Source organism: Rhizobium sp. CF122 (assembly GCF_000282035.1).
Lineage (GTDB): Bacteria > Pseudomonadota > Alphaproteobacteria > Rhizobiales > Rhizobiaceae > Rhizobium.
Window position 1 is genome coordinate 92,869 of the sequence record NZ_AKKA01000073.1, and the last position, 26,381, is coordinate 119,249.

Below are 26,381 nucleotides of genomic sequence, written 5' to 3' on the forward strand. Positions count from 1 at the left end.
TTATTGCAATCGAGGCTCGTCTGCTTTCGCAGAGGGTGACGAGCCTCTGACCATCATCATGATGGCTGCCGATGTTCTATTGAGAGACGTGCCTGAATGGCAATCAGCTTCCTCGCGGTGGTAACAGCAAGTGCGGCCAAGGGTTAACCAAAAATAAACTATCGCCCTATTCTGAGACAGGTTGTCGACAATCTGCCGGGGATCGGAGGAGGAACGCCCGATCAATGGACCTTCAGTTTTGCTTCCTCTGCCGCCGCGACGAACTCCGCGCGAGCCTCCTCGACCGTCTTGCGGCCATCAAGAGCGGCTCTGCATGTGCTTCTTGCCTTCAGGTAACGCAATCCGCGAGCACTTGGCCAAAGGTCTGCCAGGCATTTCAGCGCGTCTAGAGGACCAAGGATCGTGCGCGCGCCCGTATTTTCAAATCCCACATGAATAGGATCATTCCATTTCTCTGCGGCCATCGGCGTGCTCCTCCATTGCTTAGGCCAAAAACGTATAGATCAGCCTCCGTGTTCCTCCCGAAGGCCTCATACTGAAGGCATTTTAGCGATATTTTCAGACCCCGCAAATGGGAAAACTCGTGCGCCGTGTGCCGGTCGACCGCTGTGTTCATGGGCCTCCCGTGTCTTCCGATCTTTCGCCCGCAAGGCGTTATCTCCCCTTGAGCGGTGACAGATCAGATGCCTGCACTTTTAACTGGCCGAATGCGGCGCTTTGTGCAACCATGGAGGCTCAACGTCAGTTAGCCCTATCAGCGTTGGAGATCGGAGATGCAGGACCTCAAGCATGTGCTGAATGCGGAATGCCAGAAGTATGTGTCTCTGGTCGTATCCATGCGAAGTGGTCAGCATCGATGGCTCGAAGTCGACGACGCCACGGGCAAGAAAGTGGACGTTACCGATGCGAAGCTTGCGACATTTGAGGAGACTGTCCGAACGCTGAGGCAGATGATCCAGGATCTCGATGCGTCGGACTATCTGTCATGCCGTCCGACGAAGGACTGGCACTTCGACGCCTGATGCAGGCATTACGTCTTCAAGCCAACGACTTCGCGGGGTCCGCGAACCCTAGCGGAAGTTATAAAGCGATTCCGGATCTTAGCCGCCTGTTGATGTGAGTCCGCGCAGCGCGCGCGACGCAAGCTTCACGATGTGCGGTGTTCGCCCTACCGGTTCTGAAGAGCGGTTTCAGCGACTTTCCGGAGTTCGACATCCGCGTTGCTTTCGAGGGCATACGTGACCTCTTGATTGCTGAGCTTGGTATCAGAGCGGATCTTCAACCATGTGATCGCCGTCGTATCGACGTAGTCGGGGATCGGCTCCAATAGGTCTGGCTGTGTCAGAATACGCTTCAAAAGAATAGGACCCTTTGATGCGAGTTTCGGGGTGGCTTGCCAAATAGCGAGCGCTTTGCGGTCAGTCCTTATGATGTACTCAAAAAGGTACATAACCCAAGAGTAATGACGGAGCTTGCCGCGCTTTGAATAGTATTTCACCATCAACTGGAACCACTTGCTCACAAGGTAATTTTGCGGCTCCGCAGCAAGAAAAGAAATGCCCATTGTCCGGCCGGGGTAACTGTCAGGAAATGCGAAAAATCCACTCTCCATCAACGGTGGCAGCCATTCGTCCAACGGTTTGACGCAAAAAGTCGTCGCGTCCACCCAAACCCCGCCATAGTCCCTCAGCAGTGCGACCCTGATTAAGTCCGCCCGCCACTGAATTTTGCGGTTGCTTTTGGGAGGTGGCACGTTGACGAATTCGGCCGCGTTTGCGTCGCTCAGGATTCTCACATCCCAAGATGGATTTTTCCTAATCCAGGTATCCACGGCATAGCGGACAATTGGCGGCGCTTGCTCTAGCGGCTTGTCCCAATACATCCACACTATGCGAGGTAGTTTTTAGGCATCGTTTCGATTGCATAGCGGGCATTCGCGGAATGGAACTTCTTCTTTCCAACAAAACTGCGCCGTATCGAATGGGCTACTTTCTTCCAGATCAGAAATGCGTCAAATAAAAGCATGGATAATCCCGGGGTCTCCTACAAAGGCAGGCTGCCCAGCAAAGCCGGAAAAGGTCGCGCTCTATGATTTCTTTAAGGAAAACTGGTGCTGCCGAGTGGGATTGAACCACCGACCTCACCCTTACCAAGGGTGTGCTCTACCACTGAGCTACGGCAGCGAGGACCAGACGCGCAACCGATGCGGCTGCATTGCGTGAACGGGGGGCCTATTGCCACAGCTTCATGATAAGCGCAAGCCGCAATTTCCATCTTTGTAGAGATTGAGGCCCGGCCACTTTTGAATTGTCGCAAATTCGGGTAAGCCTGCGGCATGACCGAGAACACCAAAAAAGGCCAGCACAGCCGCAAAGCGGAGATCGAGCGCCAGGCCAACCTGCGCCGCGAGCGCGCCGCCGAAAAGCTTCGTGAAAATTTGTCCCGCCGCAAACAGCAGACCCGTGCGCGCCGATCGGGGCAAGCGGATGAGACGAATGGGCTGCCTGCCGCAAAAATGGACGAATCGTAATGTTCCGTTCACGGCGAATTGAAGCCCCCGCTAATTTCGTCTAAACACCCGCATCTTTTTACAGACAGCCTTTCAGAAAGGCGGGCATCGCCCGTAAGCGCACATGGATCGTATTAGAATTGTCGGCGGTAATGAGCTTAACGGCATCATTCCGATTTCCGGCGCCAAGAATGCCGCCCTGCCGCTGATGATCGCCTCGCTGCTTACCAGCGATACACTGACGCTCGAGAACGTGCCGCATCTGGCTGATGTCGAGCTTCTGATGCGCATCCTCGGCAATCACGGCGTCGACGTTGCCGTCAACGGCCGCCGCGAGCGCCAGGAAGACGCCTACTCGCGCACCATTCACTTTACCTGCCGCACCATCGTCGATACCACCGCTCCCTACGAGCTGGTATCCAAGATGCGCGCTTCCTTCTGGGTCATCGGCCCGCTTCTGGCGCGCGAAGGCCAGTGCCGCGTCTCGTTGCCGGGTGGCTGCGCCATCGGCACGCGCCCCGTCGATCTGTTCCTCGATGGCCTTGCGGCGCTGGGCGCGAACCTCGAGATCGACAGCGGCTACATCAACGCGACCGCACCGAAGGGTGGCCTGATCGGCGCACGCTACACCTTCCCGAAGGTTTCGGTCGGCGCGACGCACGTGATGATGATGGCAGCGACGCTTGCCCGCGGCACAACGGTGATTGGCAACGCTGCCCGCGAGCCTGAGGTCGTCGATCTCGCCAACTGCCTGAACGCCATGGGCGCCAAGATCACGGGCGCCGGCACGAGTACGATCACGATCGAAGGCGTCACTTCGCTCTCCGGCGCGCGCCACCGCGTCCTGCCGGATCGCATCGAGACCGGCACCTACGCCATGGCGGTTGCGATGACCGGCGGCGATGTCACGCTCGAGAACACTGATGCCGCGCTCCTCGACACGGCACTGGAAACGCTCCGCCGCGCCGGCGCTGAGATTTCGCCGACCAACAACGGCATGCGCATCCGCCGCAATGGTGCCGGCATCAAGCCGGTCGATATCGTCACCGACCCGTTCCCGGGCTTCCCGACCGACCTGCAGGCGCAGTTCATGGCGCTGATGACGCGCTCGACCGGCATCTCGCATGTCACCGAGACAATCTTCGAAAACCGCTTCATGCACGTGCAGGAACTGGCGCGTCTCGGCGCGAAGATCTCGCTGTCGGGTCAGACGGCGAAGATCGAGGGCGTGCCGCGGCTGAAGGGTGCGCCCGTCATGGCGACCGATCTGCGCGCTTCCGTTTCGCTCGTGATTGCCGGCCTTGCCGCTGAAGGCGAGACGATGGTTTCCCGCGTCTACCACCTCGATCGCGGCTTCGAGCGCCTGGAAGAAAAGCTCACCCGCTGCGGCGCCATCGTCGAGCGCGTCAGCGAGTAGCTAAAAGGGCGTCACTCACCCTTTGTCCCGGTTGCGCATTGCGTTGCCGCGCCTTATGTCCGTTGTCAGACGCATCGCCATTCCGGCGATGCATTGGCGATGGGGTTTTGCCTGAATGACTGATCTGAGGCTCGTTGCACTTGATAGCGAGGATCTTGCCGTCGTCTCCGCGCATTTGCAGGATAGCGTCTTCAAGGTCGCCGATATCGCCTGGTCGCCGCGCGAGGGTCAGTTCTCGGCTGCGGTCAACCGCTTCGTGTGGGAGGAAGCCGGCAAGAAGCGCAAGGGTTTCGAACGCCGCCGCGCGGCTGTCGTCTTCAAGCGCGTGCTTGCGGTGCGTTCGACTGGCATTGACCGCGAGGACCGCGACGAAGTCCTGTCGCTGCTTGCCATCCGCTTCGAGCAGAAAGGCGAGGGGCCGGAAGGCACGGTCGAGCTGGCGCTGTCAGGCGCGGCAACGATTGCGCTGGATGTCGAATGCATCGAGGTTCAGCTTGCGGATATCGGCGGGGCGTGGGAAACCGCATCCAAGCCGCGTCATCCCGGCGCTTGAGATCTGGTTCGTCTGTTATCAAAGAGGAATATCGCATTGGCAATCTGGCTGGATCAGGCATCGGAAGGCTTCGAGCAACGGTTTGCCGCCTTCCTGACGACCAAGCGCGAAGTCTCCGAGGACGTGAACACGGCAGTCCGCGCCATCATCGATGATGTCAGGGCCCGCGGCGACGTGGCGCTTGCCGAATATTCGAAGAAGTTCGACGGGGTCGATTTTGCCGTAACGCCGATGCGCGTGACCGAAGCCGAGATCGACGCGGCTGTCGAAGCGGTTCCGGCCGAGGTTCTCGGCGCGCTGAAGGTTGCGGCCCTGCGTATCGAATCGCATCACCGCCGCCAGCTGCCGAAGGACGATATCTACGAGGACGACATGGGCGTCGGCCTCGGTTCCCGATGGACCGCGATCGAGGCGGTCGGCCTTTATGTCCCGGGCGGCACCGCGAGCTATCCGAGTTCGGTGCTGATGAATGCCGTGCCGGCGAAGGTCGCCGGCGTCGATCGCATCGTCATTGCCGTTCCTGCAACAGGAGGTGCCGTCAACCCGGCCGTGCTTGCAGCCGCCAAGCTCGCGGGCGTCACCGAAATCTACCGGGTCGGAGGCGCGCAGGCCATCGCGGCACTTGCCTATGGCACCGAGACCATCGCGCCCGTTGCCAAGATTACCGGCCCCGGCAATGCCTATGTTGCCGCCGCCAAGCGGCAGGTCTTCGGCACTGTCGGTATCGACATGATCGCCGGTCCCTCGGAAGTGCTTGTTATCGCCGACAAGGACAACAATCCGGACTGGATCGCCGCCGATCTGCTTGCGCAGGCCGAGCATGATGCGAGCGCGCAGGCGATCCTCGCGACGGATGATGCCGAGTTCGCGAAGTTGGTGGAAGCAGCCGTCGAGCGGCAGCTGAAGACGCTCAATCGCGCCGAGACCGCTGCCGCAAGCTGGCGGGACTTTGGCGCGATCATTCTCGTGAAGTCCCTGGAGGACGCTATTCCGTTGGCAAACCGGATCGCGCCCGAACACCTAGAACTTGCCGTTGCCGATCCGGATGCGCTGTTGCCTCGTATCCGCAATGCCGGCGCGATCTTCCTCGGCGCACATACGCCTGAAGTCATCGGCGACTATGTCGGCGGCTCGAACCACGTTCTGCCGACGGCCCGTTCGGCCCGGTTTTCCTCCGGTCTTTCCGTGCTCGATTTCGTCAAGCGCACTTCGATCCTGCGGCTTGGTCGCGAGCAACTGCGCACGCTCGGTCCTGCTGCCATCGCGCTCGCCGTGTCCGAAGGGCTGGACGCGCATGCGCGATCGGTTGCGATCCGCCTCAATCTGGAAAAGTGAGAGATGGCAGCGGGCGACTTCCGGCTTTGCGACGTCGTCCTTGACGACACCATCGGCCGAGCGACGCCCGACGTCGAGCACGAGCGCGCGGTCGCCATTTTCGATCTTGTCGAGGAAAACAGCTTCACGCCCATCGGTCATTCCGGCGGTCCGTACCGGCTGAATATCTCGCTGGTCGATTCAAAGCTGGTTTTCGCGATCACGACGGAGGACGGAGGTGCCGTCGCGACCCACATCCTGTCGCTGACCCCGTTTCGCCGCATCGTGAAGGATTATTTCCTGATCTGCGAAAGCTACTACGAGGCAATCCGCTCGGCTTCTCCAAGCCGCATCGAGGCGATCGACATGGGCCGGCGCGGCATTCACAACGAGGGCTCGCAGACGTTGAAGGATCGCTTGAACGGCAAGATCGAGGTCGATTTTGATACGGCCCGCCGGCTGTTCACGCTGGTCTGCGTGCTCTACTGGCGCGGCTGACGGCGATGGAACCGGCGGTCGGGGCAGGCGAGGGGGCACGGCCGGGCGCCATCCTGTTCATGTGTGGAATGAATGCCATCCGCTCTCCCATGGCCGAGGTGATCGCCCGTAGCATGTTGCCGGCGAATGTCTATATCAGGTCCGCGGGCGTCCGTGCTGGGGAGCGGGATCCCTTCGTCGACGTCGCACTGGAGGAGATCGGTCTTTCTCTCGGCCGGCATCATCCACACACGCTGGAGGAGCTCGAGGACGACTACTTCGACCTGATCATCTCGCTCTCGCCGCCGGCGCACCATGCCGCGCTGGAGCTGACCCGGTCAAATGCCATCGAAGTCGTCTATTGGCCGACCATGGATCCGACTGTCGTTCAGGGCACACGAGAGCAGATTCTGGATAGCTACCGGGAGGTCCGTGATCATCTGACCGAACTGATCGAGAGCCGGCTGGTTAGAAGAAACACCATCGCCGCGCAATCGGCGTGAAACAAATGACGGAAACGCGATCAATTAGGTTCACAAACCCCCGTTGATTGTGTAGTTTCCGCGCAAATTTGGGGCGGCTACCGCCGTCATCTCAACCGACAGGAAGAAAACCGCTATATGCCTAAAGAAGAAGTCCTCGAATTTCCGGGTATCGTGACCGAGCTTCTGCCGAACGCGACGTTCCGCGTGAAGCTCGAAAACGAACACGAGATCATCGCCCACACGGCCGGCCGCATGCGCAAGAACCGTATCCGCGTTCTGGCAGGCGACAAGGTTCTCGTCGAAATGACTCCCTACGACCTGACTAAGGGCCGCATCACCTACCGCTTCAAGTAGGCCGTTCAAGGCTCGAAAGCTTTAGCTCCCGTCTTCCGGTGGTCGAGGTTCCATGGCGCTGAAATACAAGCTCATTCTGGCTTCCGGCTCGCCCCGCCGTGTCGATCTGCTCAATCAGGCAGGGATCGAGCCCTCGCGCCTGATGCCGATGGATATCGACGAGACGCCGAAGAAGTCGGAACACCCGCGCTCGCTGGCGCGGCGCCTGTCGACGGAAAAGGCAGAGGCAGCACTTGCCGCCATCAAGGGCGACATGACCTGGAAGGGCAGCTACATTCTGTCCGCCGATACCGTCGTCGCCGTCGGCCGCCGTATCCTTGGAAAGGCCGAATTCGCGGACGAGGCATCGGCTGCGCTGTATCTGCTTTCCGGCCGCAGCCACTGGGTCTATACCGGCGTCTGCCTGGTGACGCCAGACCGCAAGATCCGCCAGAAGATCGTCGAGACCAAGGTCCGCTTCAAGCGCCTTTCCGGTTTCGAGATCGAGAACTATCTCGCCTCCGGTCAATGGCGCGGTAAGGCGGGCGCCTACGGCATCCAGGGGCTGGCCGGGACTTTTGTGCAGAAGATGGTCGGTTCCTATTCCAATGTCGTCGGTCTGCCGCTTTATGAAACCATCCTTCTGCTGACCGGTGAAGGCTTTGACGTGCATAGCCGGTGGCCCGAGGGCTGATCCTCGAAGGGACCGCTCCATGTCTGACGAAAAGAAAACAGCCGCCAAGGTCGAACCGCTGCGCAAGACACACCCTTGCCCGGAATGCGGCAAGCCATCCCACCGCGAACACTATCCCTTTTGCTCGAACCGCTGCCGCGAAGTCGATCTTTCGCGCTGGCTCTCCGGCTCCTATGCCATCCCCGTTGCCGACGACGAGGCGAAGGCCGATTACGAAGATGAGGAATAGGCTCGTTTTCCACGGGCGAAGCCCTTAAATTCGTTGATGAATCCGGAAAATTCAAAGGCTTCTCAAAAAACTGTCATTTGGCGCTTGCCATGTCCGGACAAGATGCTATAACCCCGCTCGCTTCCGGGGCGAACCAAGGCCCTCGGTTCTTTCTCAGGAAGGAACATCTGCGAAGCGGGTTAGCCCAGATAGCTCAGTTGGTAGAGCAGCGGATTGAAAATCCGCGTGTCGCTGGTTCGATTCCGGCTCTGGGCACCAAACAACCATTGATTTTGTTGTGTTTTATCTTGCTAAGTGTCCAGAGCTCCTGTTTGGCTGGATACCACTAATCTCACGATGACCGTTCTCGGCCCTAAGCGGCCTTCGCTCCCCGTCGACTTCCATCGGCTAATATTTATTCGTTCAAGGCGGCTCACCTTCGGAAGTACGGTTCTCGAACCGTTCTGAGACAACCCTTACCACCGTCCCAAAGTTGAGTTTTCAGCCGTTTGTCGGTTCCTGTGCTTTGGTCGACAGCTGCTTCAACACATCTACGAAGTCATCGAAGCGCTCCTTTCCAACCTCTTTGGACCATTGCTCATGCAACTGCCGAAGGCATCCGAAAATGGCTGCGACGACTTCATGCCCCCGTGGCGTTAAATAGACCAGTCGGCGATCGCTGCCGGTGGCTGCGCGCCGCTCGACATAGCCCAGGTCTTCGAGCTGGCTGAGCAGATAGTTCACAGCTTGTCGCGACATCCGCTTCTGACGCGCGAGATCGGACGGTCTCATGCCATCCGGTAGCGGAAACGAGAACACGGCAAAATGCGCCTCCTGGAAGTCAGTAAATCCCGCCTCGTGAATGGCTTGCAGCATGCGGTCTCGCACATGCTGCCAGACAACGCGCAGCAGCGCGCCGAAGAACGGCGGGCCGGGCAACGCGTCGGGAATTGAATTCTGGGGCGATAGGATTGACATATATGTAAAGTCACTTTACTTGTTGATGTAAAGTGACTTTACATTGTTGAGGCCCTATATGGAAGCGGTACGAAACGACATTGTGCGGATCGGGCAACTCGAACTGCGTTTTCTCATCAGTGAAGTCGGCGCAACGGTGTTCGAATTCACAGTGCCATCTCGGGCACGCGTTCCCGCTCCGCATCATCATCGCGATGCCGACGAATTCCTCTACGGCCTCGAAGGCACGCTCACAGTCATCGTCGATGGGCTAACGCACGAGATTCGCGCCGGCGACGCCATATTCATTCCGCGAGGGGCGGTGCACCATCACGAGAACCTGCATGATGGCACAGCCAAGGTCTTGGCGACCATCACGCCGGGTACAATTGGACGGCGTTATTTCGAGGAAATTGCCGAGGTGGTGAACGTGCCTGGCAAACCGGACCTCGCTAAGGCCAATGAGATCATGCTCCGCCACGGACTGGTCCCGGTCTGATCAGTTCACCTAAGCCTCGCAATTCTCCAGTTGATTGCGCAAGGAGATAAAAGCGTGACTAAGGCCGCTAATGGCGCGAAGCGGAAGACGGCCTTTGGCCCAAGCGGGTCGTCACGACCGGCCATATCAACTCCCCCGGTATTTTCATGGCTCAGTCTTGTGATAGTTTGCTTTGAGCATTTTAACCGAGGCGACATCGCTTGGACCAGTCAACAATAATGCCGCCCCTATTCGCTATGACCCTAATATTTACGTTGAATGTTTCGGTGCTGACGATGGCAGTGGTCGCGTCACGGCGCCAAAAGAAATTCAAATGGCTACCTCACACGATTTCAACGGCTTGGCTGCTATTTTCCATATTCCTCCTTGCTTACCTTGGGCTAGCTGAAATTCCTGCCGAACAAAATGGGCCGCTTGCGCAGGAGGTCATCCTTTTACCCGTAGCGGCTCAGATCTTAGTGACGATCCTATTCTATGGGGCTGCTATGTTTTGGGCGGGAGCAAAGCGAATGATGACGTTCGTCCGAACACGATAACACCAGCTAACAAAATGCCGCTTCTGGCGCAAAGCTGCCAAAGAGGGCTGGACACTTTTCGAAAAAGCATAATGATTGCGTAGCACTTTTTGGTGTCCAGCCGCAGCCTAACCATATTGTTTTTGTTGATTTTCCGTGCCTCGGCTCTGGGCACCACTTTTTCAGACTCGTACCAAACTAGTTTCAGATCGATCGCAGGGCATCTTTTTCGCCGACGCGTCGTTTAGCCGAGCGACACGATAACCATCGTACAGAATTTGTGTTGATTGCTGCTTAAGCCATCCGTCGCAGCACATCCAGCAGCGTCTGCATGTCGTCATTGGCGCCGATCCGCCTGAGGCCGTCGTCCGCAAGCGTGATGATGGCTTCGAGCGCTTCGTGCTCGCTCCAGCCCGCTTCGACCGATGCGGCGACGAGGTCGCGGAAGGCGAACTGCAGCGCGTCCTGGCAGCGGATGTCCCGATCGGGGTCGTCGCTGGCGACGAAGGGTTTGTAGATGTCTCTCATCTCGCTCTCCGCGAATGTGCCGACAAGGCAGTATATTCGAGATGAGTTTAAGGAAGTGCTTAAAAATGCGCTACCGTTCAGAGGCTGTGCTGCCTCCGCAACGAACCGGCAATACCGCTCCGCGGTTGGAGTTGCCGGATGGTAACATGATAGTTTGTCGAAGGTTAAATCTTCGAAGGCCGGCCGTTCTCAATTCTATTGAGCAATGATAATACTATCGACGCAAACGGAGGGGGTACTCTATGCCACGCATCTCGCAGCTATACTTTAAGACTGCAGTCATATTTCTGATCGTCGGCATCGTCATGGGTCTGAACATGGCGATTTCGCAGGATCATAGCGTCATCGGCGCGCATGCGCACTGTAATCTCCTGGGGTGGGTGACCATGGCGATCTTTGGCGGTTACCATGCGCTCAATCCCCAGAAGGCCGAGAAGCGCATCGCCATGATCCAGTACTACGTGTATACGGCTGGCATCGCCCTGATGGTGCCGGCGCTCTACCTGATGCTTCAGGGCAATACGGCCATGGAGCCGCTTGTCGCTCTAGCGTCGATTATCACCCTTGTCGGCGTACTGCTTTTCGCCTTCATCATTTTCTCCAACGGGAAGGTGGTCGTCACACCATCGGCGCCGTCTTACCGCTGATACCGCCCAATGCAACGTTTGGCAGGGCGTGATCGCCTTGCCGGACGGTCTGTTAGCGCAGATTTCCGTGCTGGGTGCGCTGTCGTCTTCGTGTCGCCCGCCCGCGTCACCGTTGCGCGGACATCGCGCAGAGTTTCAGTGGATGATCTGTATGCGGATCTGTTCCTTGGCCGCATAACTGTGGCAATCGCTGGGCGCATCGCCGACGAAGATCACGTCGCCATCTGAGTCGAACAAGCCCCAGCAGGGCTGGTCGTCGACGTAGACCTTTCTGACATAACCGAAGGGCTCGGCATCGATGATCACGCTGGGTGCAACAGGAACAGCCGCAAGTGCTCGCATGGATAACTCCAATGAGTCGTTTCTGTTTTAGTGCGCCCTTATATTGCCCTTTGAAGCTGACGCGGGGCTATCCTCAGAAATCGGGATGGGAAACTGAGGTTGACGAGCGGGCAGATTGGAGCCGGCCGAATCACTTGGGACGGTCTGTTTTCCTCGCGCCGCCAGACCAGAAGCGCGTTGCTGCGGCCATTCAAAATGCCTATCTAGAACGGGCTATCATCACCAAAGGATTTCCCCATGGCCGACCTCAAGGCCCGTCCCCGTCCCGTTGGCGCAACCGCCGTTCTTGGTCGTACCGGTTTTCCGCATATCACCTCGGCCACCAAGGGTGAGCTCGATATCGTCACCGGCGCGTCGCAACCGGGCTTCAATCCGCTGGATCTCCTCTATGCGTCGCTGTCGGCCTGCCTTGTGCTGAGCGCGCGCATCGCTGCGAGCCAGATGGGCCTTCTCGACCGGATCACCGAGATTACGGCCGACGTCACCGGCGAGAAGGCGAGCGAGGGTCCGTCGCGCGTCCAGACATTCAACATCGCGTTCTCGATCAAGGGCGACCTCGACGAGGAAACGCGCGTGAAGATCGCGCATGCGGCGGAAGAGATCTGCACGGTCAGCAACACCATCCGCGGGACGCCTGAATTCTCGACCGTCATCTCAGGCTGACTTGTGCGGTGCTGCAAATTCGCATCGGCAGGCATTTAAAATTGCGCGTTTGTCTGCCCTTGCCGTTCCCCGGCTATCCGCTCGCCACAGCTTCTGATAGGTCCGTTGCTCGCCGCCAGTCTTGAGGCGGTTAGAAAGCATTCGAGAGACATGTGTCGCAAGCCGCTGCCAGTATTGCTGAAACCCCCGCATCCAACCGGTTTGCCCTTGCCGCCCTGATCCTCGGCGGTGCGGCGATCGGCGGCTCGCCGATCTTCGTGCGGCTGTCGGAAGTCGGGCCGATGGCAACGGCCTTCTGGCGGGTGGCGCTGGCCCTGATCCCGATCTTCATCTTCTCGCTTGCCAAGGGCAAGGATGCCGGGCCGAAGCCAGAAAAGCTGTCGGATTATGCCCTGCTGATCCTGCCTGGCGTCGTCCTTGCCATGGATCTAGCCGCCTGGCACCTCTCCATCACCATGACGTCGGTCGCCAACGCAACGCTGCTCGCCAATCTTGCCCCCGTCTTCGTCACGGTGATCGGCTTTCTGTTTTTCGGCGCAGTCGTTACCCGCGTCTTCGTTCTCGGCCTCATGTTGGCGCTGGCCGGCGTGGTTATCCTAAAGGGCGGCCCCGCAGCGCTTGGCAATGGCGATCTGCGCGGCGATGGCGTGGCGGTGATCGCCGCCGTGTTCTATGCGGGTTACATCCTGGCGATCGGCAAGCTCCGCAGCCGCTTCGATACGGTCCGGATCATGCTCTGGAGCACCGCATCGGCCGCTGTCTGCATCTTTCCGTTAGGCTTCTTCTACGAAGGCCATATGCTGCCGCCCACGGCCTATGGTTGGGCAATCGTCTTCGGTCTCGCCTTTGTCAGTCATGCCGGCGGGCAGGTGGCCATCGCTTACGCGCTTGCCTATCTTCCGGCAGCTTTCTCCTCGCTGACACTGCTGCTGCAGCCGGTCGTGGCGGCGATCCTCGCCTGGGTGCTGCTCAGCGAGCCGATCGGCCCAACGCAGGCGATCGGCGGCATTGTGGTGCTCGCCGGGATTTTGGTTGCCCGGCGAGGCTGATTTCAATCAGGCGACCGCGGCCGGGGCGACCCGACGCGCATCGAGAATGGCAAGCGCCTCGTCGACCGTCGAGGCAAGCTCTGCCTTGTCGCTGTTGCAGGTACCCCACGCCTCGATGAAGCTGCTCGTCTTGCCGTAGCTATTGTCGAGAACGCAATGGTCGGCACCCAGAAGCACGCACATGATATGGCCGTGCATGCGGTCGGTGATGACTTGGCGCGCGGAGCTCAGCAGGGCCACGCCGCGGTCGAAGCGCTGTTGCGCCCGCTCGCGATAGGCAAGCTCGGTCATCCGCGCGCGACCGCCGATACGACCGGTCAGCAGCCCCTTCAAGATTGCGGCATGCTTTGTCTGGCGCTGGAAATCGGCAGGCTCATCGGGCCAGTCCGATTTCACCGTGCCCGGACGCAATGTTGCAGCGGTCAGGTCTTGTGCGGCGCCGACCTCCTGGTCTTCACGGAGATTGAGCAGCAGCTCATGCTGCGGCGCCGGGCGAGTGACCGGACCGATGCAGAAAGCCATATCAGGGCAAAGGCGTGTTTCGCATGGGAACCAGCGCTGGGCGAATTCCAGGCTTCGCTGGTCGCGGACGAGAAGCGTGAACTGGCCGTGGCGCTCGATCGCCCGCGCAGTGCTGTCGATGTTGGCCTGCTCCTTGAAGTGGATGGTCTGCGGCATCTGCACGATCGGTCGGCCCTTGTGCTTGTTGAGCAGACCTTCGCGGAACTGGCGGTAGCCGGCCCAGATGTCGCCGAAATTGCCGCCACCGTGGAGAAAGATGCGGCCGCTACCGATTGCGCCAAGCATCCGGCCTTCGTCGTAGGTCGGGATTTCGGTCACATAGGTTGGCCGCGTGCGTTTGCGGTCGAAATAGGCAAGTTCACCGAGCCAGATGGCGCTGTCGCCGATGTTGTAATGATTCGGAAAGTCGAGAAGCGCAAAACGCTCCGACGGATCAAAGAGATCGGAAAGGCAATTGGCGATCACGCCCTGAAGGCGGTTGATGATCGTAATATTGGATTCCATTAAATGCTCCTTGTTTACGGACAAGAGGTCCATGCAAGCGGCTATGCTTCGGCCTGTTTGCGGAATGGGTTGAGGGACATGGCAAGCGCGATGTAGGGGCGGATGACCGAGCGGCCGAAGATCGGCAGGAAGGCAAGGTAAATCGCTCCGCCGAGACCGATGCTAAGGCCGAGCGCCAGCCAGCGGTTGTGAACGTGCGCCAGGATGACGGGATGCGCAAACCAGACGCAGACGGCCATGAGCGCCGCGCCGCAGAAGGGCAGGGCGACGGCCTTCAGCGTGCTCTTTGCGTCGATATGCGCGTATCGCGCCAGCACATATTGCTGATAGGGCATCGTCAGCCAGGCACGCAATGTGTAGCCCGCCGCAACAGCGACAACGCCATAGGGGACGAGCAGCCAGGTGAGGATCAGCGTCGTCACCAGCTGTAGGGCTGCGACGGAAAGGATCGATTCCGCCCGGTTGACCGCAGAAAGCGCCGACGAGGCAAAGAAGTTCATGACGAAGGGAACCGACATCAGCACGAGCACGGTGGCGATATCGCCCGCATTGCCCCACTTGTCGCCGAAGAGCAGGGCGATCATGTCGTTCGACAGAGCGCCGAAGCCGAGCAACAGCGGGATGGTTCCGAGCGCCGCTGCGCCGACGATCTTGTTATAGGCGCTGCGGAAGGCGGTGTGATCGTTCTGCAGGCGCGACAGCGTGACGAGCGATACGCTGCCGATCGGCGCAAGCACCGCCTGGCCGATCAGCTCGATCAGCCGCCAGGCAATGCGATAGCGGCCGACTTCAACCGGGCCGAACCAGCGCGAAATGAAGATATCCTGCACGCGGGCAAGCAGCATCCACATCAGCTGGGTGACGACGAGGCTGATGCTGAAGAGGAAGACGGAGCGGAACATCGAGACGTTGAAGCGGAACTTCGGCATCCAGGGATAGTAGAACCACCCGAGCAGGACGGTCACGGCGGCGTTGACCGCGGTCTGCGCGACGAGCGCCCAGACACCCCAGCCGAGAAAGGCGCAGACGACGGCGGTGACGCCGGAGAGCAGGCTGGCGGCGATCGCCTGACCGGCGAGGCTCTTGTGGCCGAATTCACGGGCGAGGCGGGCATTGTGGATGACCGCCAGAGAGGAAATCGGAAGCAGCGGCGCGAGCCAGCGAAGGATGCCTGATACCGACGGGTCGCGCACTAGATCGCCGTAGTAGGGCGCAAAGAAGAACACCAGCGAAGCAACGATGCCGCTGAATGCGATCGTCGCCCAGAAGGCCGTGTCGGCTAGCTCCTCGTCGAGATCGAGCTGGCGCGTGACTGCATCGCCGAGGCCCGCATAGGCAAGCACGCGGCCGATTTCCACAAACAGACTTGCAAGCGCAAAGGTACCGAAGTCGCCGGGGCCGAGAATGCGCGCAAGGATGACGAAGATCACAAAGGTTGCGATCGTGCTCCAGGCCACGCGGATGACCGACCACAGGACGGAGAGCGCGGTTTTCTTCTTAAGCTCGGCGTGGGCAATTGCCGTATCGGCCATGCATTATCCAATCGAATTTGGCTCGCGAAGGTTCGCGCGTTGATTCTGCTGGCGGCGAGGCGAGCGCCTCAGGCGGGCTGCTTTGCCTTTGGAGCCCGCCAGTAGGCGAGCATGCCGGTAAGGTTGTCACGAAGCTGGCTGCGGTAAGTCAGGCCAAGTTCCTCGTTGAGTTTTCGGCGCCCCATGGCTTCCATGACCGCCTGGCGGATTTCCCAGCGCAGCATGCCGCGCATGTTTGAGCGGCGATCGAAGAGATATTTGGCGTATAGCGCTCCGTTGCCGAAGGCATAGCCGGTTTGGAGGCGCTTGATGTCCGCGAGCTCGCGACGCCCATGGAAGTGTTTGACGGCAAAATCCGGCAGATATTCGACACGCACACCGGCATTGAAGGCTCGATGCACATAATCGGTGTCCTCGCCGGAGCGGAACGGCGACCCAGCCCCGAAGCGAGTATCGAAGAGGCCGATCTTCTCGACCAGCGCATAGGGAAACGCCATGTTGGCGCCATGAACGAAGCCGCCGGCATGCAGGTCGCTGGTCAGTACCGCAGGTTCCATTTCAGGCTTGATCGTCACCGGCAGGTCGCGTGTATCGCCAAGCTCGATCCGCCCGCCGCGCATGACCATCTCCGTATCCGAGCTGAAAAGCGCCGCAAGCGTGCTGAAATAGTCGGGGAAGATCTCGCAATCGTCGTCGGTAAAGGCGAGGATGCGGCCTCTCGCGGCGTTCAGGCCCGTGTTGCGGGCGACAGCAAGGCCCGGCTTCGCTTCATAGATCAAGTTGGTCTTGATTGGAGCGGTCGACGCCCACCGACGCACGACTTCCGACGTCTCGTCCGTGGATCCATTATCCACGAAGACGAGTTCAAGTCTCAGATAGTCTGCCTGGCGGGTGGCAACAGAAACGGCATCCAGGCAGTTCGTCAGTCCATAGGCTCGATTTCTCGACGAGATGATCAGGCTGATGTCCACGGGTCGAGGAGGCATTCAATTTCCCCTTCTGCGATCGATGTCGAAGCGAGGATAGGGCTGGGACCCCGCTTCGGCAAGGAGCATTTTGCGCTGCAGCAAAATAGAACAGATGGAGCAGTTCGCAGACGAATGTGGTAATTTCTTGCCGTCTGTAGAGAATAAGATAATCTAAATATAGATGTAAAAGATAAATCTTAAAATCTGTGGATATTGCAAGTCGCAATAATTCTCAAAAACTCATAATTGTATGAAAAATAATATACATAGGGTGAAAATAGAGTTTTGTTATGTAATTGAAGCGACGGTTATTGTATAAAATTCTTAGTTTGATTTAAAAAATACTTTTGCAATATGTGTCTGCAATAGATGATGCGAGCGGCTCTAGATCCCCGGAGAAACGAGCGTCAGATTTTTCCTGAATTAGAAATAACCGAAATGCGCCGGTGCGCCGGGATCACTGTTCAAACGCGGCACGAAGCAGAAGAGTGCAACCGCCGGGAACCAGAGATATTTGTTCGCTATCGTTCAGCGAGAATTGACGGAGGCTTGCTCGCGCTTTCTTTCAGTCGTTGCTTCCGGACAATGCGAGAGGGCGGAATTGCCGGCGGTTCCGCGCGCGACGTACCTGAGGAAAGGGCTCGCTGCGCCTGAGACGGCGTGCCGGCGCTGCGAGCCCGTCCATGTTAGTTGCTCTGCTGTGACAGCCATTTCTGGATGATCGGAATGTCTGCGTCGCCGAGGTCGTGTCCGCCGGAGATGACGTCCGAATCGACGGTCGCTCCCGATTGCTTCAGTCGCGCTTCGAGCTCGCTGGCATACTTGCCGTAAGCATCCGTCTTGCCGCTGATGACCAGAAGATCCGTACCCTTGAGATCGGCGTGTGGAAACGTCTTCAGGACCGGCATGGAGCGCAACAGAACCGCTTTGTGTACCAGATTCGGATGCAGATAGAGAAGCGAGTTGAGCAAGTTCGCACCATTGGAATAGCCGACATAGACGATCTTCTTCGGATCCAGGCCATATGATGACACGGCGCCCTCGATGAAGGTGGCGAAGGCTTCGGCTTCGCTCTTGATGTCGTCCTGGTCGAAGGAGAACGGCGTGATGCGCTTATACCAGCGCGGAATGCCCTCCTCGGTCGCCCGTCCGCGCACGCCAAGCAGTGTGGCTCGCGGGGCCGCCTCGTGCAGCAGGGGCATCAGTGTCGTCTCGTTGCCGCCCGAGCCGTGCAACAGGACGAAGACACTGCCGTCGGGGTCTGGCGGCGTATAGAAGCGGTGGACGAAGGGCAGATCGCGATAATTGATACGGGGCTCGCCGGGCATCGAAAACTGCGGAAGCACGACCTTCAGATCCTTGAGATCGGTGATCGGGTCCTTGGGAACGAAAAGCTTGGTGCCAAGCGTGGCCTGCGGCTCGTCAACCGTCATGCCGGGCTTGTCGGTCGCCAGTTCGATCAGCGTTCCGCCCGGCTCGCGGGCATAGAGCGATTCGAAGTATTTGCGATCGTGCAGGTTCGTCGCCGACGCGCCGCTCTCCTTCAACGCATCATGCACTTTGTGAAGTTGCTCTTCGCTGGTGGCACGGAACGCGACGTGGTCGGCAGTCCCAGGACCCGGAGCGCCGGACCAGAAGCCCTGCGCATTGCGGATGTCGACGATATCGCCCGATTCTGACACAAGCCGATCGATGTTGCCGCGGTTGGCCTGGAAACGGTAGCCGAAATGGCGCTCCACGAAGTCGCGGCTTTCGGCCGGCGTTTCCGTCAGCATGGTAACGCCGCGCACGCGCTGAACGGCGTGCTCCACCGGCACGCCCGCGCCATCCCAAACGGCCGAAGATTTCAGATCGCGGGCTCCTGCGAGCTTGACGATGATGTTGTCGGGATCCTTCAGGCGCAGGACCGGTTCACCAAACTCATCGGCCGGACCTTCCGAGCGAAGCCCGAAACTCATACAGCGGGTCAGCCAATAACCGATGCTGGCTGGGTCGATGGCAAGCGACAGTTCACCGATCTGGCTGTGGCCGACGCGCCCGGGTGATCCGTCTTCCCATACCAGGAAGGTCACCAGGGAACCGGGGCTGCCTTTGGCGTCTCCGTAAAAGAGATGAAGTTGTGTGGCGTCTTCGAAACCGGCTGTCTGCTTGACCAGCCGCATGCCGAGAAATCCCGCGTAGAAATCCACGTTTGCCTGGACCTTTCGGGTGATAAGGGTCACGTGATGAATGCCTGATACCATTGAGCACAGTCCGGATGGCTTGGAGGGCGATGTAAACGCCAGAATCAGTGCGATTATAAACGTCATGGCGTCATAATTGGAGTTTGCCTTGAAGGTTCCGCCTAAAGAATTAGGCTATCTCCACGCGGCTGCAAATCCAAACTGTCCAGTGCGTCCAGAACCTCGGGGAATCGCTGGAGGGTCGGCGGCTTGTTCATGTAGGCGCTTGCACCGAGACTCTTGGCGCGCTGAGGGCGCCGGCTTTGCAACCGGCGCCCTCATTTCGTTTCACTTCAGCACGGTATTTAGCCAACGGTCTTGCGCGGCTGGCCTTCTTCCGGGGGGATGATCTCCGCCGCGGTGTCTGTCGCAGCGACAGCCTTGCCGTGGCGACGGCGCCAGTCGCCGAGGAAAAGCAGGATCGGCGCTGCGATGAAGACCGACGAAGCACCGGCAACAAGAATGCCGAAGACCATCGGAACAGCGAAGCTTTCGACCGCGCTGCCGCCCCAGATCGCCATCGGCAGCAGGGCCAGGAACGCCGTCGCGTTGGTGTAGAGGCTTCGTGCCAGCGTCTCATTGATCGACCGGTCGATCAGCTCGCGCAGCGGCATCGACTTGTAGAGCCGCATGTTTTCGCGCATGCGGTCATAGACGACGACCTTGTCGTTCACCGAATAGCCAACCAGCGTCAGGATGGCGGCGATAGCGGTCAGGTTGAAGTCGAGGCCGGTCAGCGCAAAGAAGCCGATCGCCTTGGTCACGTCGAGGATCAGCGTGACGATGGCGCCCACAGCGAATGGCCACTCGAAGCGCCACCAGATGTAGAACAGCATCGCCAGGCTGGCGATGACGACCGACAGGATGCCGGCCCAGGCCAGCTCGCCGCTGACCTTCGGACCGATGACGTCTGTGCCGGTCACGGTTGCCGACGGGTCGATCTTGATGATCTCCGCCTTCAGCTTCTCGACGGCTGCTGTCTGGGCTTCTTCACCGCCATCCTGCCTCTGCGCGCGCACCGCCATGGTGTTGTTGTCGCCGTAGGATTGGAGCGAGACTTCGCCGAGGCCGAGGCTGTTCAAGCCCTCGCGGAAGCGACCGAGATCACTGGCCTCCTGCGTCTTCACAGACATCTGGATGCCGCCGCGGAAGTCGACGCCGTAGTTGAGGCCGGGATGGATGAAGAGAATGACCGAGGCAATCGACAGAAGCGCCGAGACCGTCACGCCGAAAAAGCGAGCCTTCATGAACTGGATGTGGCGGCCGTAAGGGTTGAACATCATCGGTATCAGGGGCCTGATGTTCAGAACCTTCAGCTTATGACGGCGCGTGATCTCGATCATCGTCACCCGAACGAACGCGACTGACGTGAACATCGAGATGATGAGGCCAAGCGCCATGGTCACGGCAAAGCCGCGGACCGGACCAGTGCCGAACCAGAACAGGATCGCCGCTGCGATCAGCGCCGTCATGTTGCCGTCGATAATAGTCGAATAGGCGCGGCGGAAGCCGGTGTCGATCGCGGCGAAGGCGCTCTTGCCCTTGCGCGTTTCTTCGCGGATGCGCTCGTTGATGAGAACGTTCGCGTCAACCGCAAGACCGATACCGAGGACGACACCGGCGATACCGGGCAGCGTCAACGTCGCTCCGACAAGCGTGAGCGCAGAGAAGGTTAAGATGGTGTGGATGAGCAGCGCGAAGTTCGCGAGGAAGCCCCAGGTGCCATACAGGATGAAGATGAAGGCTGCGACCAGCGCAAAGCCGACGATGCCGGAGTAGATACCCATGCGGATAGCGTCCGCACCAAGGTCGGCACCGACGGTGCGTTCCTCGATGACGGTGAGTTTGGCAGGCAGGGCACCGGCGCGAAGCATGGCGGCAAGCGTGGTTGCGCTGTCAGCCGAGAAGTTGCCGGAGATTTGACCGGAGCCGCCGGTGATCGGTTCACGGATGACAGGTGCGCTCAGAACCTTGTCGTCGAGAACGATGGCGAAGGGATTGCCGACGTTCTGGCGGGTGATGTCTGCGAAGCGGGTTGCGCCGGCGCTGTCGAAGCGGAAGCTGACGACCGGCTCATGCGTGTTTGGATCGAAGCTGACGCGGGCATCCGAGAGGCGGTCGCCGGAGATCTCGACGCGATCGAGAACTGGATAGCTGTTGCCCTCCTCGTCCTTCAGCATCGTCACGCCCGGTCCAGGCTGGTTGTTCGGGGCGAGCATGTGGAAGGACATCTTCGCCGTCGAGCCGAGAAGCTGGCGAAGACGGGACGGATCCTGTGCGCCAGGAAGCTGCACCAGCACGCGGTTTCCGCCGATACGCTGGATTGTCGGTTCTGCAACGCCCACTTGGTCGACGCGCTGCCGAATGACTTCAAGGCTCTGCTGGACCGCAGAATCGACGTTGCTGGCGATGCCGGCCGGCGAGAAGGCGACGATGATGTTACCGCCATTTGTTGTCACCGAGAGATCGGACTGGCCGGCGCTGAGGCCGGTGGCAATCGCGTTGCCGAGGGTCTTCAGCTGCGTGACGGCTTCGTCGCTCTGCGCCGGATCGGTCAACGTGACGACGATCTGGTTCTGGTTGCGAACGATCGACTTCGTCTGGATATTCTTCTCACGAAGCACGCGACGGGCGTCCTGCAGGAGCGATTGCAGACGCTCACGGGTCAGGTCCGCTTCGTCGACTTCGAGAACAAGGTGCGAGCCACCGCGAAGGTCGAGACCGAGCGAAACTCGGTTGTGTGGCAACCACGAAGGCAAGCGGTCGAGCGTCGACTGCGGCAGTGCGTTCGGCAAAGCGATGAGAATGCCGAGGAAAATGATCACCGAATAGGTGAACACCAGCCATGGTGAATTACGCATGTTGTTGTTTATCCTTGATAACGCTTGAGCCTGCGCTCCTCGCGCAGGTGGCGTGTCTTAAAAGCAATGGAAAGCGCCGGATTGGCGTGCATTTATGCCGCGGCCGCTGGCGGGCCGTGCGAATCGTAAGCCTTGCCGTCGGCAGCACGAAGCTGCGGGTGGAAGGCGACGGGATATGTGGGCTCCCCGGTTGAGAGGAGCGCGATTCCAGGCGCTGCGCTTACCGCCGCGTTGCCGGAGTCAAAAGGAATATATTTGGGGGCCGCCTTGCGCTCGGCGGTTAAGATGCCGCGAACAACGTCTCGCGCACTTACCTGTGGCGGCTGGCTGTCCTTGCTGGACGAAGAAACTGAATTCGGGCCGCGCGTCGAACCGATGACGAGGTTGCCGCCGAGCAGCAGACCGAGATAGGCGAAAATGGCAACGACAAGAGAAATTGCAACGCGGCTGCTTATGCGGCGCGCGTCGAGCCTCATCTCGTGATCGTTGGGATTTTCAACCTCGTACCGGCTCAACGGCGCAAAAGTCTCTCATTCTTTATCTGGAGAAGGCGCTTCCTCAGCTACAATTGTAGCAGTCTCGGCTTCGTCTTCATAGCGCACACTGTCATGATGCACTTGGGCGAGCCGGTCAACCATGCCCATGGCGATTTCCCGTTCGCCCATGATGACGGTGTCTGCACCATATTCCTTCAGCTCGTCGACCTCGGCGTCCGAATGCGCGCGTGCGACGATCAGGATGGAAGGGTTGATGGCGCGGCCCTGCTCGGCGATGCCGCAGGCTTCGAAGGCATTGGGGATGGCGATGACGAGACTGCGGGCGCCGGCGATATTGGCAAGGTCGAGCACCTCACGCGACACCGCATTGCCGCTGATTGCTTCCATTCCCTGGTCCCGCAGTTCACCGATGCGCTTGTCGGAGTCCTCGATCACGAGGAAAGGCGTCCCGGACGATTTCAGGTTTTGGCCAACGATACTGCCCACACGGCCATAGCCGACAAGGATCGCATGCCCCCGAAGCGCCGTCGGGTGCATCTCGTCCTCCTCTGCAGCGGTCTCGTCAGCCGGTTCTGGTAGCTTCTCTGCCGTCTGTTCGGCGACAGGCTCTTCGCGCCTTCGCTCCAGCATGGGACGCAGACGGTCGCAGCCGTAGAAGAGCAGTGGATTGAGGATGATCGAGATGATCGCGCCTGCGAGGATGAGGTCGCGTCCCTCCTCGGGCAGCAGGCCAAGGGAAACGCCCAGCGTTGCCAAGATGAAGGAGAATTCGCCGATCTGCCCGAGACTCGCCGAAATCGTCAGCGCCGTGCCGACGGGCTTGCGGAACAGCAGGACGATCAGGAAGGCGGCGATCGATTTGCCGATGACGATGATGAAGACGGTGGCAAGTAGCGGCAGCGGCTTCTCGATTAGGATGTTTGGATCGAACAACATACCGACCGAGACGAAGAAGAGAACCGCGAAGGCGTCGCGAAGTGGCAGGCTTTCCTGCGCGGCGCGATGGCTAAGCTCGCTTTCGGCCAGAACCATGCCTGCAAAAAAGGCGCCAAGAGCCAGCGATACGCCGAACATCTTGGAGGCGCCGAAGGCAACGCCAAGAGCGATCGCAAGGACGCCAAGGCGGAAGAGTTCACGGGATCCGGTGTGCGCGATGCGGTGCATCGTCCAGGGAATGACACGCCGTCCGAAAACCAGCATCAGCCCGACAAACAGCGCGACTTTGACCAGGGTCATGACAATGATGCCGCCGATGCCGAAATCGAGGCCGAAGAGCCGGCTGAGCGCGGCGGAAAGAGGCTCGACCGTCGCGTGCTCCCCGCCGCCGATACTGGCAGCCGCCGGAATAAGGACGAGCGCCAGAACCATTGCGAGGTCCTCGACGATCAGCCAACCGACCGCGATCTTACCGCGATCGGTCTCGACCAGCCGTCGCTCCTGCAGCGCCTTCAAGAGGACGACTGTCGAAGCGACGGAAAGCGCCAGCCCGAAGACGAGACTCCCTCCCGTCGGCCATCCCATAAGTGCGCCCAGTCCCCAGCCGAGCAGCGTGGCAAATCCAATCTGCACGATGGCGCCGGGAACCGCGATGCCGCGAACGGAGAGGAGATCCTTGAGGGAGAAGTGCAGCCCGACGCCGAACATGAGCAGGATGACGCCAATCTCGGCGAGTTCAGGCGCAAGGCTCTGATCGGCAACGTAACCGGGCGTATGCGGACCGACGAGCACGCCGGCGACGAGGTATCCGACCAAGGGGGGCATGCGGAGTCTGTTGGCAAGCGCGCCGAGGATGAACGCAAGCACGAGGCCTCCGACGATCGTCGAAATCAAAGGCGTATCGTGCAGCATCACTTTCTCCCGAACTGGAAATCCCGTCTAAAACATGACATATATGACCAATATCAACCAATATGGGTGGTTTGGCAGTATGGGTCAAGGCGCAAAGGAAACAATTCTGACCCCGGCATTGTGTCGGGCCGCTCGCGGATTGCTTGACTGGACGCAGCTCGACCTCGCGGAGCATGCGGCCGTGTCGCGCAGTACCATCCGTGACTATGAAGGAAAACACCACGAAATTCATCGTGCAACCGAGGCGCAGCTGCGTCTCGCGTTCGAAAAAGGCGGCGTCGTGTTTGTGGAGGTCGAGGGGATGGGAACCTGTCTTGGCCTGCTGTCCGCCCCGAGATGACGGTCTACTTGCCGGCGAGGCAGGTCGGCGAAATCCCGTAAGCGAAGATCGTTTTCCCGCGATAGTAGCCTTCCACCGGCAGCCAGCTCTGGATTAGTTCGGGCGTTTGCGCGCAGTCTACCGGATGCGTGGTCACGAAGAGGACGCCGTCCGCAACATCGCCCGGCAGGGCAAAGGCCTGCTCGTAATAGTTGTCGGGTGCGCCGGCAGGCGGCTTGGCGTAGATGCGAACGGGATCGTTTCGCAGCGTATGGAACATGTCTGCAAGGAGATCGCGGTTATCGCTGACGATGATTGGGATGGCTGACTGCCGCGCCAGCTCACCAGCCTCGCGGCTGATCGCGCTGCGACCGAGATAGCGCTTCATGATCTCGTTTCCGTTCGGCAGAACGAGCTGGTGTGCAAAGACCGCAGCCAGAGGAAACAGGAAGCTGGCCGCACCATTTATCGCAAGCGAAAGGCGTAAGCCTTTCGGCCAGAGGCGGTCAAGCAACCACACGGCAAGGATCGTTCCCGCGATGTAGGCTGTGACGCCCCAATTGGCATAGGCCTTGGCCACCAGCGCCTGAAGCGTGATCAGCAGAACGACGGGGATTGACAGCCAGATCAGCAGCGCTTCTCGCTCATTGTTCTTGCCCCTGAAGGCGCGCGCGACGGCCCAGAGCATCGCGAAGAAAACGATTGGCCCGACGACGCCGAATTGCGCCGCGAAGAATTCGAGGCCGCCGGCGACATCGATACCAAGCTTGCTCCAATGTGCGATGTTCGTGGTGTGACGGACGGTCGTGCCGTCGTGGGCAAGATTCCACCAGAGGTTCGGCGTAGCGACCGCAAGCGCAACGATGACGGACAAGAAAAAATCACGCCAGGCTATGCGCGCGCTTGGAAGCAGAATGAGCGCGATTAGCCCGCCGGGAACGACAAAGAGGATCGCATATTTCGATAGGAAGGCGCAGCCGAATGCAAATCCCATGAGAAGGGCGAGGCCTACGGAGCGCTTCTCGGTCAGGCCGAAATAGGCCCATAGCGCGGCGGTCAGGAAGAAGAGAAGCACAACATCGGTGGAAAAGAACACCGACGACAGCGCAACGCCCGGCAGAGTGATGAAGGTGGCGCCGGTCCAGCCTTCGATCTTAGGGCTGACAAAGCGCTTGGCTGTCTTCATCAGCATAATCGCGGTCGCCATATGGATCAGCGGTCCGCTCACCCTGATCCAATAGATCGCGGTCGATCCCACGAGCTCCGTCATCGCTCGAATGACCCAGGCGATCATCGGCGGCTTAGAATAGTAGCCGAAATCGAGATGCTGCGACCAGAACCAGTATTGCGCCTCATCGACGAACAGATCGGTTGTGTCGAAATGAAGGGTGATTACTCGCCAGAGCGTCACGCCAAGAATGATAAAGAGGCCAAGTCTGGCAGACATGAACGGAAGTTCCGCTGAACGCAAACACAATGGTAGAGGCGAAGTTTAGCGCGCCGGCGTGCCGGGCGCGTGACTGGTCTTTACTGGCTGGTTATGGAAATTCAAAGGACGCGCAGGGCAACCTGGCCGCGGCTCGCTTCGATCTGGTCAAGCAGCGCAACGGCTACGAGAACAGCAAGTGCGAGGAAGCACGACCCCAATCCGAGAACAATCATTGCCCAATCCTTCTGACGTCATGTCACGGTTATTTCTGGGCGTATAACACAAAGCTTGCGTCGAACTTGTAGCAGCGATGCAACGCAAGCCCAGTAATTCGTAGATGGTTATTAGGGCCTGCTGGAAAGTCGACATTCATAAAATACGCATTAACCTTCAGGCAAGGAATTAACCATAAACATTGCATGACACGTCGGAATGGGAAAACTCACTCGTTCCCACCAGGCATGACGCCGCACCGCCGTACCGGTCGAT

28 protein-coding genes and 2 tRNA genes are annotated in these 26,381 nt (G+C 59.3%); 16 read left to right on the plus strand and 14 right to left on the minus strand.

What is annotated here, in order from left to right:
* Window positions 1–221 precede the first annotated feature (221 nt).
* Window positions 222–464, minus strand: coding sequence for a DUF982 domain-containing protein (locus PMI09_RS16550; RefSeq protein ID WP_007796443.1), 243 nt, complete (start codon window positions 462–464; stop codon window positions 222–224).
* Between the two features lie 309 nt (window positions 465–773).
* On the opposite strand from PMI09_RS16550, the gene PMI09_RS16555 reads away from it, so the two are divergent.
* The gene (locus PMI09_RS16555) at window positions 774–1,022 is read left to right on the plus strand and encodes a hypothetical protein (RefSeq protein WP_007796446.1); all 249 of its coding nucleotides are present in this window, start codon (window positions 774–776) and stop codon (window positions 1,020–1,022) included.
* Window positions 1,023–1,168: 146 nt separating this feature from the next.
* Here PMI09_RS16555 and PMI09_RS16560 read toward each other — a convergent pair whose 3' ends face one another.
* Both PMI09_RS16560 and PMI09_RS16565 read right to left on the minus strand, forming a co-directional pair.
* Window positions 1,169–1,882 (minus strand): capsular polysaccharide synthesis protein, encoded by a 714-nt coding sequence (locus PMI09_RS16560; RefSeq protein ID WP_007796448.1) that lies wholly within the window; start codon window positions 1,880–1,882, stop codon window positions 1,169–1,171.
* A 226-nt stretch (window positions 1,883–2,108) separates the two neighbouring features.
* Window positions 2,109–2,183, minus strand: a tRNA-Thr gene (locus tag PMI09_RS16565).
* A 152-nt stretch (window positions 2,184–2,335) separates the two neighbouring features.
* Between PMI09_RS16565 and PMI09_RS16570 the strand changes: the two genes are divergently transcribed.
* The 10 genes from PMI09_RS16570 (at window position 2,336) to PMI09_RS16615 (ending at window position 8,269) form a co-directional block, all read left to right on the plus strand.
* Window positions 2,336–2,530, plus strand: a complete 195-nt coding sequence (locus tag PMI09_RS16570) for a hypothetical protein (RefSeq protein WP_037083322.1) — start codon at window positions 2,336–2,338, stop codon at window positions 2,528–2,530.
* 103 nt (window positions 2,531–2,633) lie between these two features.
* Window positions 2,634–3,926: a UDP-N-acetylglucosamine 1-carboxyvinyltransferase gene (murA, locus tag PMI09_RS16575; RefSeq protein WP_007796453.1), complete on the plus strand. Its 1,293-nt coding sequence runs from the start codon at window positions 2,634–2,636 to the stop codon at window positions 3,924–3,926.
* A gap of 115 nt (window positions 3,927–4,041) precedes the next feature.
* A complete protein-coding gene (locus PMI09_RS16580; protein WP_007796456.1) occupies window positions 4,042–4,479 on the plus strand; it encodes a DUF2948 family protein in 438 nt (145 codons plus the stop codon).
* Between the two features lie 36 nt (window positions 4,480–4,515).
* Window positions 4,516–5,814, plus strand: a complete 1,299-nt coding sequence (gene hisD, locus PMI09_RS16585) for a histidinol dehydrogenase (RefSeq protein ID WP_007796463.1) — start codon at window positions 4,516–4,518, stop codon at window positions 5,812–5,814.
* Window positions 5,815–5,817: 3 nt separating this feature from the next.
* Window positions 5,818–6,291 carry a UPF0262 family protein gene (locus PMI09_RS16590; RefSeq protein WP_007796467.1) on the plus strand — a complete coding sequence of 158 codons (474 nt, stop codon included), beginning with the start codon at window positions 5,818–5,820 and terminating at the stop codon, window positions 6,289–6,291.
* Between the two features lie 5 nt (window positions 6,292–6,296).
* The gene (locus PMI09_RS16595; protein ID WP_007796470.1) at window positions 6,297–6,773 is read left to right on the plus strand and encodes an arsenate-mycothiol transferase ArsC; all 477 of its coding nucleotides are present in this window, start codon (window positions 6,297–6,299) and stop codon (window positions 6,771–6,773) included.
* 117 nt (window positions 6,774–6,890) lie between these two features.
* On the plus strand, window positions 6,891–7,109 hold the full coding sequence (gene infA, locus PMI09_RS16600) for a translation initiation factor IF-1 (RefSeq protein ID WP_003545338.1): 219 nt from the start codon (window positions 6,891–6,893) through the stop codon (window positions 7,107–7,109).
* Between the two features lie 52 nt (window positions 7,110–7,161).
* Window positions 7,162–7,782: a Maf-like protein gene (locus tag PMI09_RS16605; protein WP_007796473.1), complete on the plus strand. Its 621-nt coding sequence runs from the start codon at window positions 7,162–7,164 to the stop codon at window positions 7,780–7,782.
* A 19-nt stretch (window positions 7,783–7,801) separates the two neighbouring features.
* Window positions 7,802–8,011 (plus strand): DNA gyrase inhibitor YacG, encoded by a 210-nt coding sequence (yacG, locus tag PMI09_RS16610; protein WP_007796476.1) that lies wholly within the window; start codon window positions 7,802–7,804, stop codon window positions 8,009–8,011.
* Between the two features lie 182 nt (window positions 8,012–8,193).
* A tRNA-Phe gene (locus PMI09_RS16615) sits at window positions 8,194–8,269 on the plus strand.
* Window positions 8,270–8,491: 222 nt separating this feature from the next.
* On the opposite strand, the gene PMI09_RS16620 is transcribed toward PMI09_RS16615, so the two are convergent.
* Window positions 8,492–8,968: a MarR family winged helix-turn-helix transcriptional regulator gene (locus PMI09_RS16620; RefSeq protein ID WP_007796479.1), complete on the minus strand. Its 477-nt coding sequence runs from the start codon at window positions 8,966–8,968 to the stop codon at window positions 8,492–8,494.
* Between the two features lie 58 nt (window positions 8,969–9,026).
* Here PMI09_RS16620 and PMI09_RS16625 point away from each other — a divergent pair, with 58 nt between their 5' ends.
* Window positions 9,027–9,446, plus strand: coding sequence for a cupin domain-containing protein (locus PMI09_RS16625; RefSeq protein ID WP_007796481.1), 420 nt, complete (start codon window positions 9,027–9,029; stop codon window positions 9,444–9,446).
* Window positions 9,447–10,255: 809 nt separating this feature from the next.
* Here the strand turns inward: PMI09_RS16625 and PMI09_RS16635 are convergent.
* On the minus strand, window positions 10,256–10,489 hold the full coding sequence (locus PMI09_RS16635) for a hypothetical protein (protein WP_007796484.1): 234 nt from the start codon (window positions 10,487–10,489) through the stop codon (window positions 10,256–10,258).
* 242 nt (window positions 10,490–10,731) lie between these two features.
* Here PMI09_RS16635 and PMI09_RS16640 point away from each other — a divergent pair, with 242 nt between their 5' ends.
* Window positions 10,732–11,136, plus strand: coding sequence for a hypothetical protein (locus PMI09_RS16640; RefSeq protein WP_007796487.1), 405 nt, complete (start codon window positions 10,732–10,734; stop codon window positions 11,134–11,136).
* 135 nt (window positions 11,137–11,271) lie between these two features.
* Here the strand turns inward: PMI09_RS16640 and PMI09_RS16645 are convergent, their stop codons facing one another.
* Window positions 11,272–11,478, minus strand: a complete 207-nt coding sequence (locus tag PMI09_RS16645) for a hypothetical protein (protein WP_007796490.1) — start codon at window positions 11,476–11,478, stop codon at window positions 11,272–11,274.
* Between the two features lie 237 nt (window positions 11,479–11,715).
* On the opposite strand from PMI09_RS16645, the gene PMI09_RS16650 reads away from it, so the two are divergent.
* Both PMI09_RS16650 and PMI09_RS16655 read left to right on the plus strand, forming a co-directional pair.
* Window positions 11,716–12,141, plus strand: coding sequence for an OsmC family protein (locus PMI09_RS16650; protein ID WP_007796493.1), 426 nt, complete (start codon window positions 11,716–11,718; stop codon window positions 12,139–12,141).
* A 152-nt stretch (window positions 12,142–12,293) separates the two neighbouring features.
* On the plus strand, window positions 12,294–13,190 hold the full coding sequence (locus tag PMI09_RS16655; protein WP_007796496.1) for a DMT family transporter: 897 nt from the start codon (window positions 12,294–12,296) through the stop codon (window positions 13,188–13,190).
* A gap of 6 nt (window positions 13,191–13,196) precedes the next feature.
* Here PMI09_RS16655 and PMI09_RS16660 read toward each other — a convergent pair whose 3' ends face one another.
* From PMI09_RS16660 to ybaL, 7 genes are all read right to left on the minus strand, one after another.
* On the minus strand, window positions 13,197–14,216 hold the full coding sequence (locus PMI09_RS16660) for a polysaccharide pyruvyl transferase family protein (protein ID WP_007796500.1): 1,020 nt from the start codon (window positions 14,214–14,216) through the stop codon (window positions 13,197–13,199).
* 41 nt (window positions 14,217–14,257) lie between these two features.
* Entirely contained in the window at window positions 14,258–15,748 is a 1,491-nt protein-coding gene (locus PMI09_RS16665) for a lipopolysaccharide biosynthesis protein (RefSeq protein WP_007796503.1), read from the minus strand.
* Window positions 15,749–15,816: 68 nt separating this feature from the next.
* Window positions 15,817–16,734, minus strand: a complete 918-nt coding sequence (locus PMI09_RS16670) for a glycosyltransferase family 2 protein (RefSeq protein WP_007796505.1) — start codon at window positions 16,732–16,734, stop codon at window positions 15,817–15,819.
* 668 nt (window positions 16,735–17,402) lie between these two features.
* Window positions 17,403–19,025, minus strand: coding sequence for a VOC family protein (locus PMI09_RS16675; protein WP_193385404.1), 1,623 nt, complete (start codon window positions 19,023–19,025; stop codon window positions 17,403–17,405).
* Between the two features lie 218 nt (window positions 19,026–19,243).
* Window positions 19,244–21,799 (minus strand): protein translocase subunit SecD, encoded by a 2,556-nt coding sequence (gene secD, locus PMI09_RS16680; RefSeq protein WP_007796509.1) that lies wholly within the window; start codon window positions 21,797–21,799, stop codon window positions 19,244–19,246.
* Between the two features lie 92 nt (window positions 21,800–21,891).
* Window positions 21,892–22,275, minus strand: a complete 384-nt coding sequence (locus tag PMI09_RS16685) for a hypothetical protein (protein WP_037083325.1) — start codon at window positions 22,273–22,275, stop codon at window positions 21,892–21,894.
* Between the two features lie 54 nt (window positions 22,276–22,329).
* A complete protein-coding gene (ybaL, locus tag PMI09_RS16690) occupies window positions 22,330–24,144 on the minus strand; it encodes a YbaL family putative K(+) efflux transporter (protein WP_007796514.1) in 1,815 nt (604 codons plus the stop codon).
* A gap of 34 nt (window positions 24,145–24,178) precedes the next feature.
* Between ybaL and PMI09_RS16695 the strand changes: the two genes are divergently transcribed.
* On the plus strand, window positions 24,179–24,484 hold the full coding sequence (locus tag PMI09_RS16695; RefSeq protein ID WP_037083327.1) for a helix-turn-helix domain-containing protein: 306 nt from the start codon (window positions 24,179–24,181) through the stop codon (window positions 24,482–24,484).
* Window positions 24,485–24,488: 4 nt separating this feature from the next.
* Here the strand turns inward: PMI09_RS16695 and PMI09_RS16700 are convergent, their stop codons facing one another.
* Window positions 24,489–25,910, minus strand: a complete 1,422-nt coding sequence (locus PMI09_RS16700; RefSeq protein ID WP_007796519.1) for a glycosyltransferase family 39 protein — start codon at window positions 25,908–25,910, stop codon at window positions 24,489–24,491.
* Window positions 25,911–26,381 lie beyond the last annotated feature (471 nt).

Bases quoted from the DNA above. Each gene is read 5' to 3' on its own strand.
- ybaL (WP_007796514.1), bottom strand. From the start codon at position 24,144: ATGCTGCACGATACGCCTTTGATTTCGACGATCGTCGGAGGCCTCGTG.
- PMI09_RS16550 (WP_007796443.1), bottom strand. From the start codon at position 464: ATGGCCGCAGAGAAATGGAATGATCCTATTCATGTGGGATTTGAAAAT.
- PMI09_RS16590 (WP_007796467.1), top strand. From the start codon at position 5,818: ATGGCAGCGGGCGACTTCCGGCTTTGCGACGTCGTCCTTGACGACACC.
- murA (WP_007796453.1), top strand. From the start codon at position 2,634: ATGGATCGTATTAGAATTGTCGGCGGTAATGAGCTTAACGGCATCATT.
- PMI09_RS16595 (WP_007796470.1), top strand. From the start codon at position 6,297: ATGGAACCGGCGGTCGGGGCAGGCGAGGGGGCACGGCCGGGCGCCATC.
- yacG (WP_007796476.1), top strand. From the start codon at position 7,802: ATGTCTGACGAAAAGAAAACAGCCGCCAAGGTCGAACCGCTGCGCAAG.
- PMI09_RS16660 (WP_007796500.1), bottom strand. From the start codon at position 14,216: ATGGAATCCAATATTACGATCATCAACCGCCTTCAGGGCGTGATCGCC.
- PMI09_RS16685 (WP_037083325.1), bottom strand. From the start codon at position 22,275: ATGAGGCTCGACGCGCGCCGCATAAGCAGCCGCGTTGCAATTTCTCTT.
- PMI09_RS16650 (WP_007796493.1), top strand. From the start codon at position 11,716: ATGGCCGACCTCAAGGCCCGTCCCCGTCCCGTTGGCGCAACCGCCGTT.
- PMI09_RS16695 (WP_037083327.1), top strand. From the start codon at position 24,179: ATGACATATATGACCAATATCAACCAATATGGGTGGTTTGGCAGTATG.
- PMI09_RS16555 (WP_007796446.1), top strand. From the start codon at position 774: ATGCAGGACCTCAAGCATGTGCTGAATGCGGAATGCCAGAAGTATGTG.
- PMI09_RS16635 (WP_007796484.1), bottom strand. From the start codon at position 10,489: ATGAGAGACATCTACAAACCCTTCGTCGCCAGCGACGACCCCGATCGG.
- secD (WP_007796509.1), bottom strand. From the start codon at position 21,799: ATGCGTAATTCACCATGGCTGGTGTTCACCTATTCGGTGATCATTTTC.
- PMI09_RS16605 (WP_007796473.1), top strand. From the start codon at position 7,162: ATGGCGCTGAAATACAAGCTCATTCTGGCTTCCGGCTCGCCCCGCCGT.
- PMI09_RS16675 (WP_193385404.1), bottom strand. From the start codon at position 19,025: ATGACGTTTATAATCGCACTGATTCTGGCGTTTACATCGCCCTCCAAG.
- PMI09_RS16670 (WP_007796505.1), bottom strand. From the start codon at position 16,734: ATGCCTCCTCGACCCGTGGACATCAGCCTGATCATCTCGTCGAGAAAT.
- PMI09_RS16570 (WP_037083322.1), top strand. From the start codon at position 2,336: ATGACCGAGAACACCAAAAAAGGCCAGCACAGCCGCAAAGCGGAGATC.
- PMI09_RS16665 (WP_007796503.1), bottom strand. From the start codon at position 15,748: ATGGCCGATACGGCAATTGCCCACGCCGAGCTTAAGAAGAAAACCGCG.
- PMI09_RS16645 (WP_007796490.1), bottom strand. From the start codon at position 11,478: ATGCGAGCACTTGCGGCTGTTCCTGTTGCACCCAGCGTGATCATCGAT.
- PMI09_RS16580 (WP_007796456.1), top strand. From the start codon at position 4,042: ATGACTGATCTGAGGCTCGTTGCACTTGATAGCGAGGATCTTGCCGTC.
- PMI09_RS16620 (WP_007796479.1), bottom strand. From the start codon at position 8,968: ATGTCAATCCTATCGCCCCAGAATTCAATTCCCGACGCGTTGCCCGGC.
- infA (WP_003545338.1), top strand. From the start codon at position 6,891: ATGCCTAAAGAAGAAGTCCTCGAATTTCCGGGTATCGTGACCGAGCTT.
- PMI09_RS16560 (WP_007796448.1), bottom strand. From the start codon at position 1,882: ATGTATTGGGACAAGCCGCTAGAGCAAGCGCCGCCAATTGTCCGCTAT.
- PMI09_RS16625 (WP_007796481.1), top strand. From the start codon at position 9,027: ATGGAAGCGGTACGAAACGACATTGTGCGGATCGGGCAACTCGAACTG.
- PMI09_RS16700 (WP_007796519.1), bottom strand. From the start codon at position 25,910: ATGTCTGCCAGACTTGGCCTCTTTATCATTCTTGGCGTGACGCTCTGG.
- PMI09_RS16640 (WP_007796487.1), top strand. From the start codon at position 10,732: ATGCCACGCATCTCGCAGCTATACTTTAAGACTGCAGTCATATTTCTG.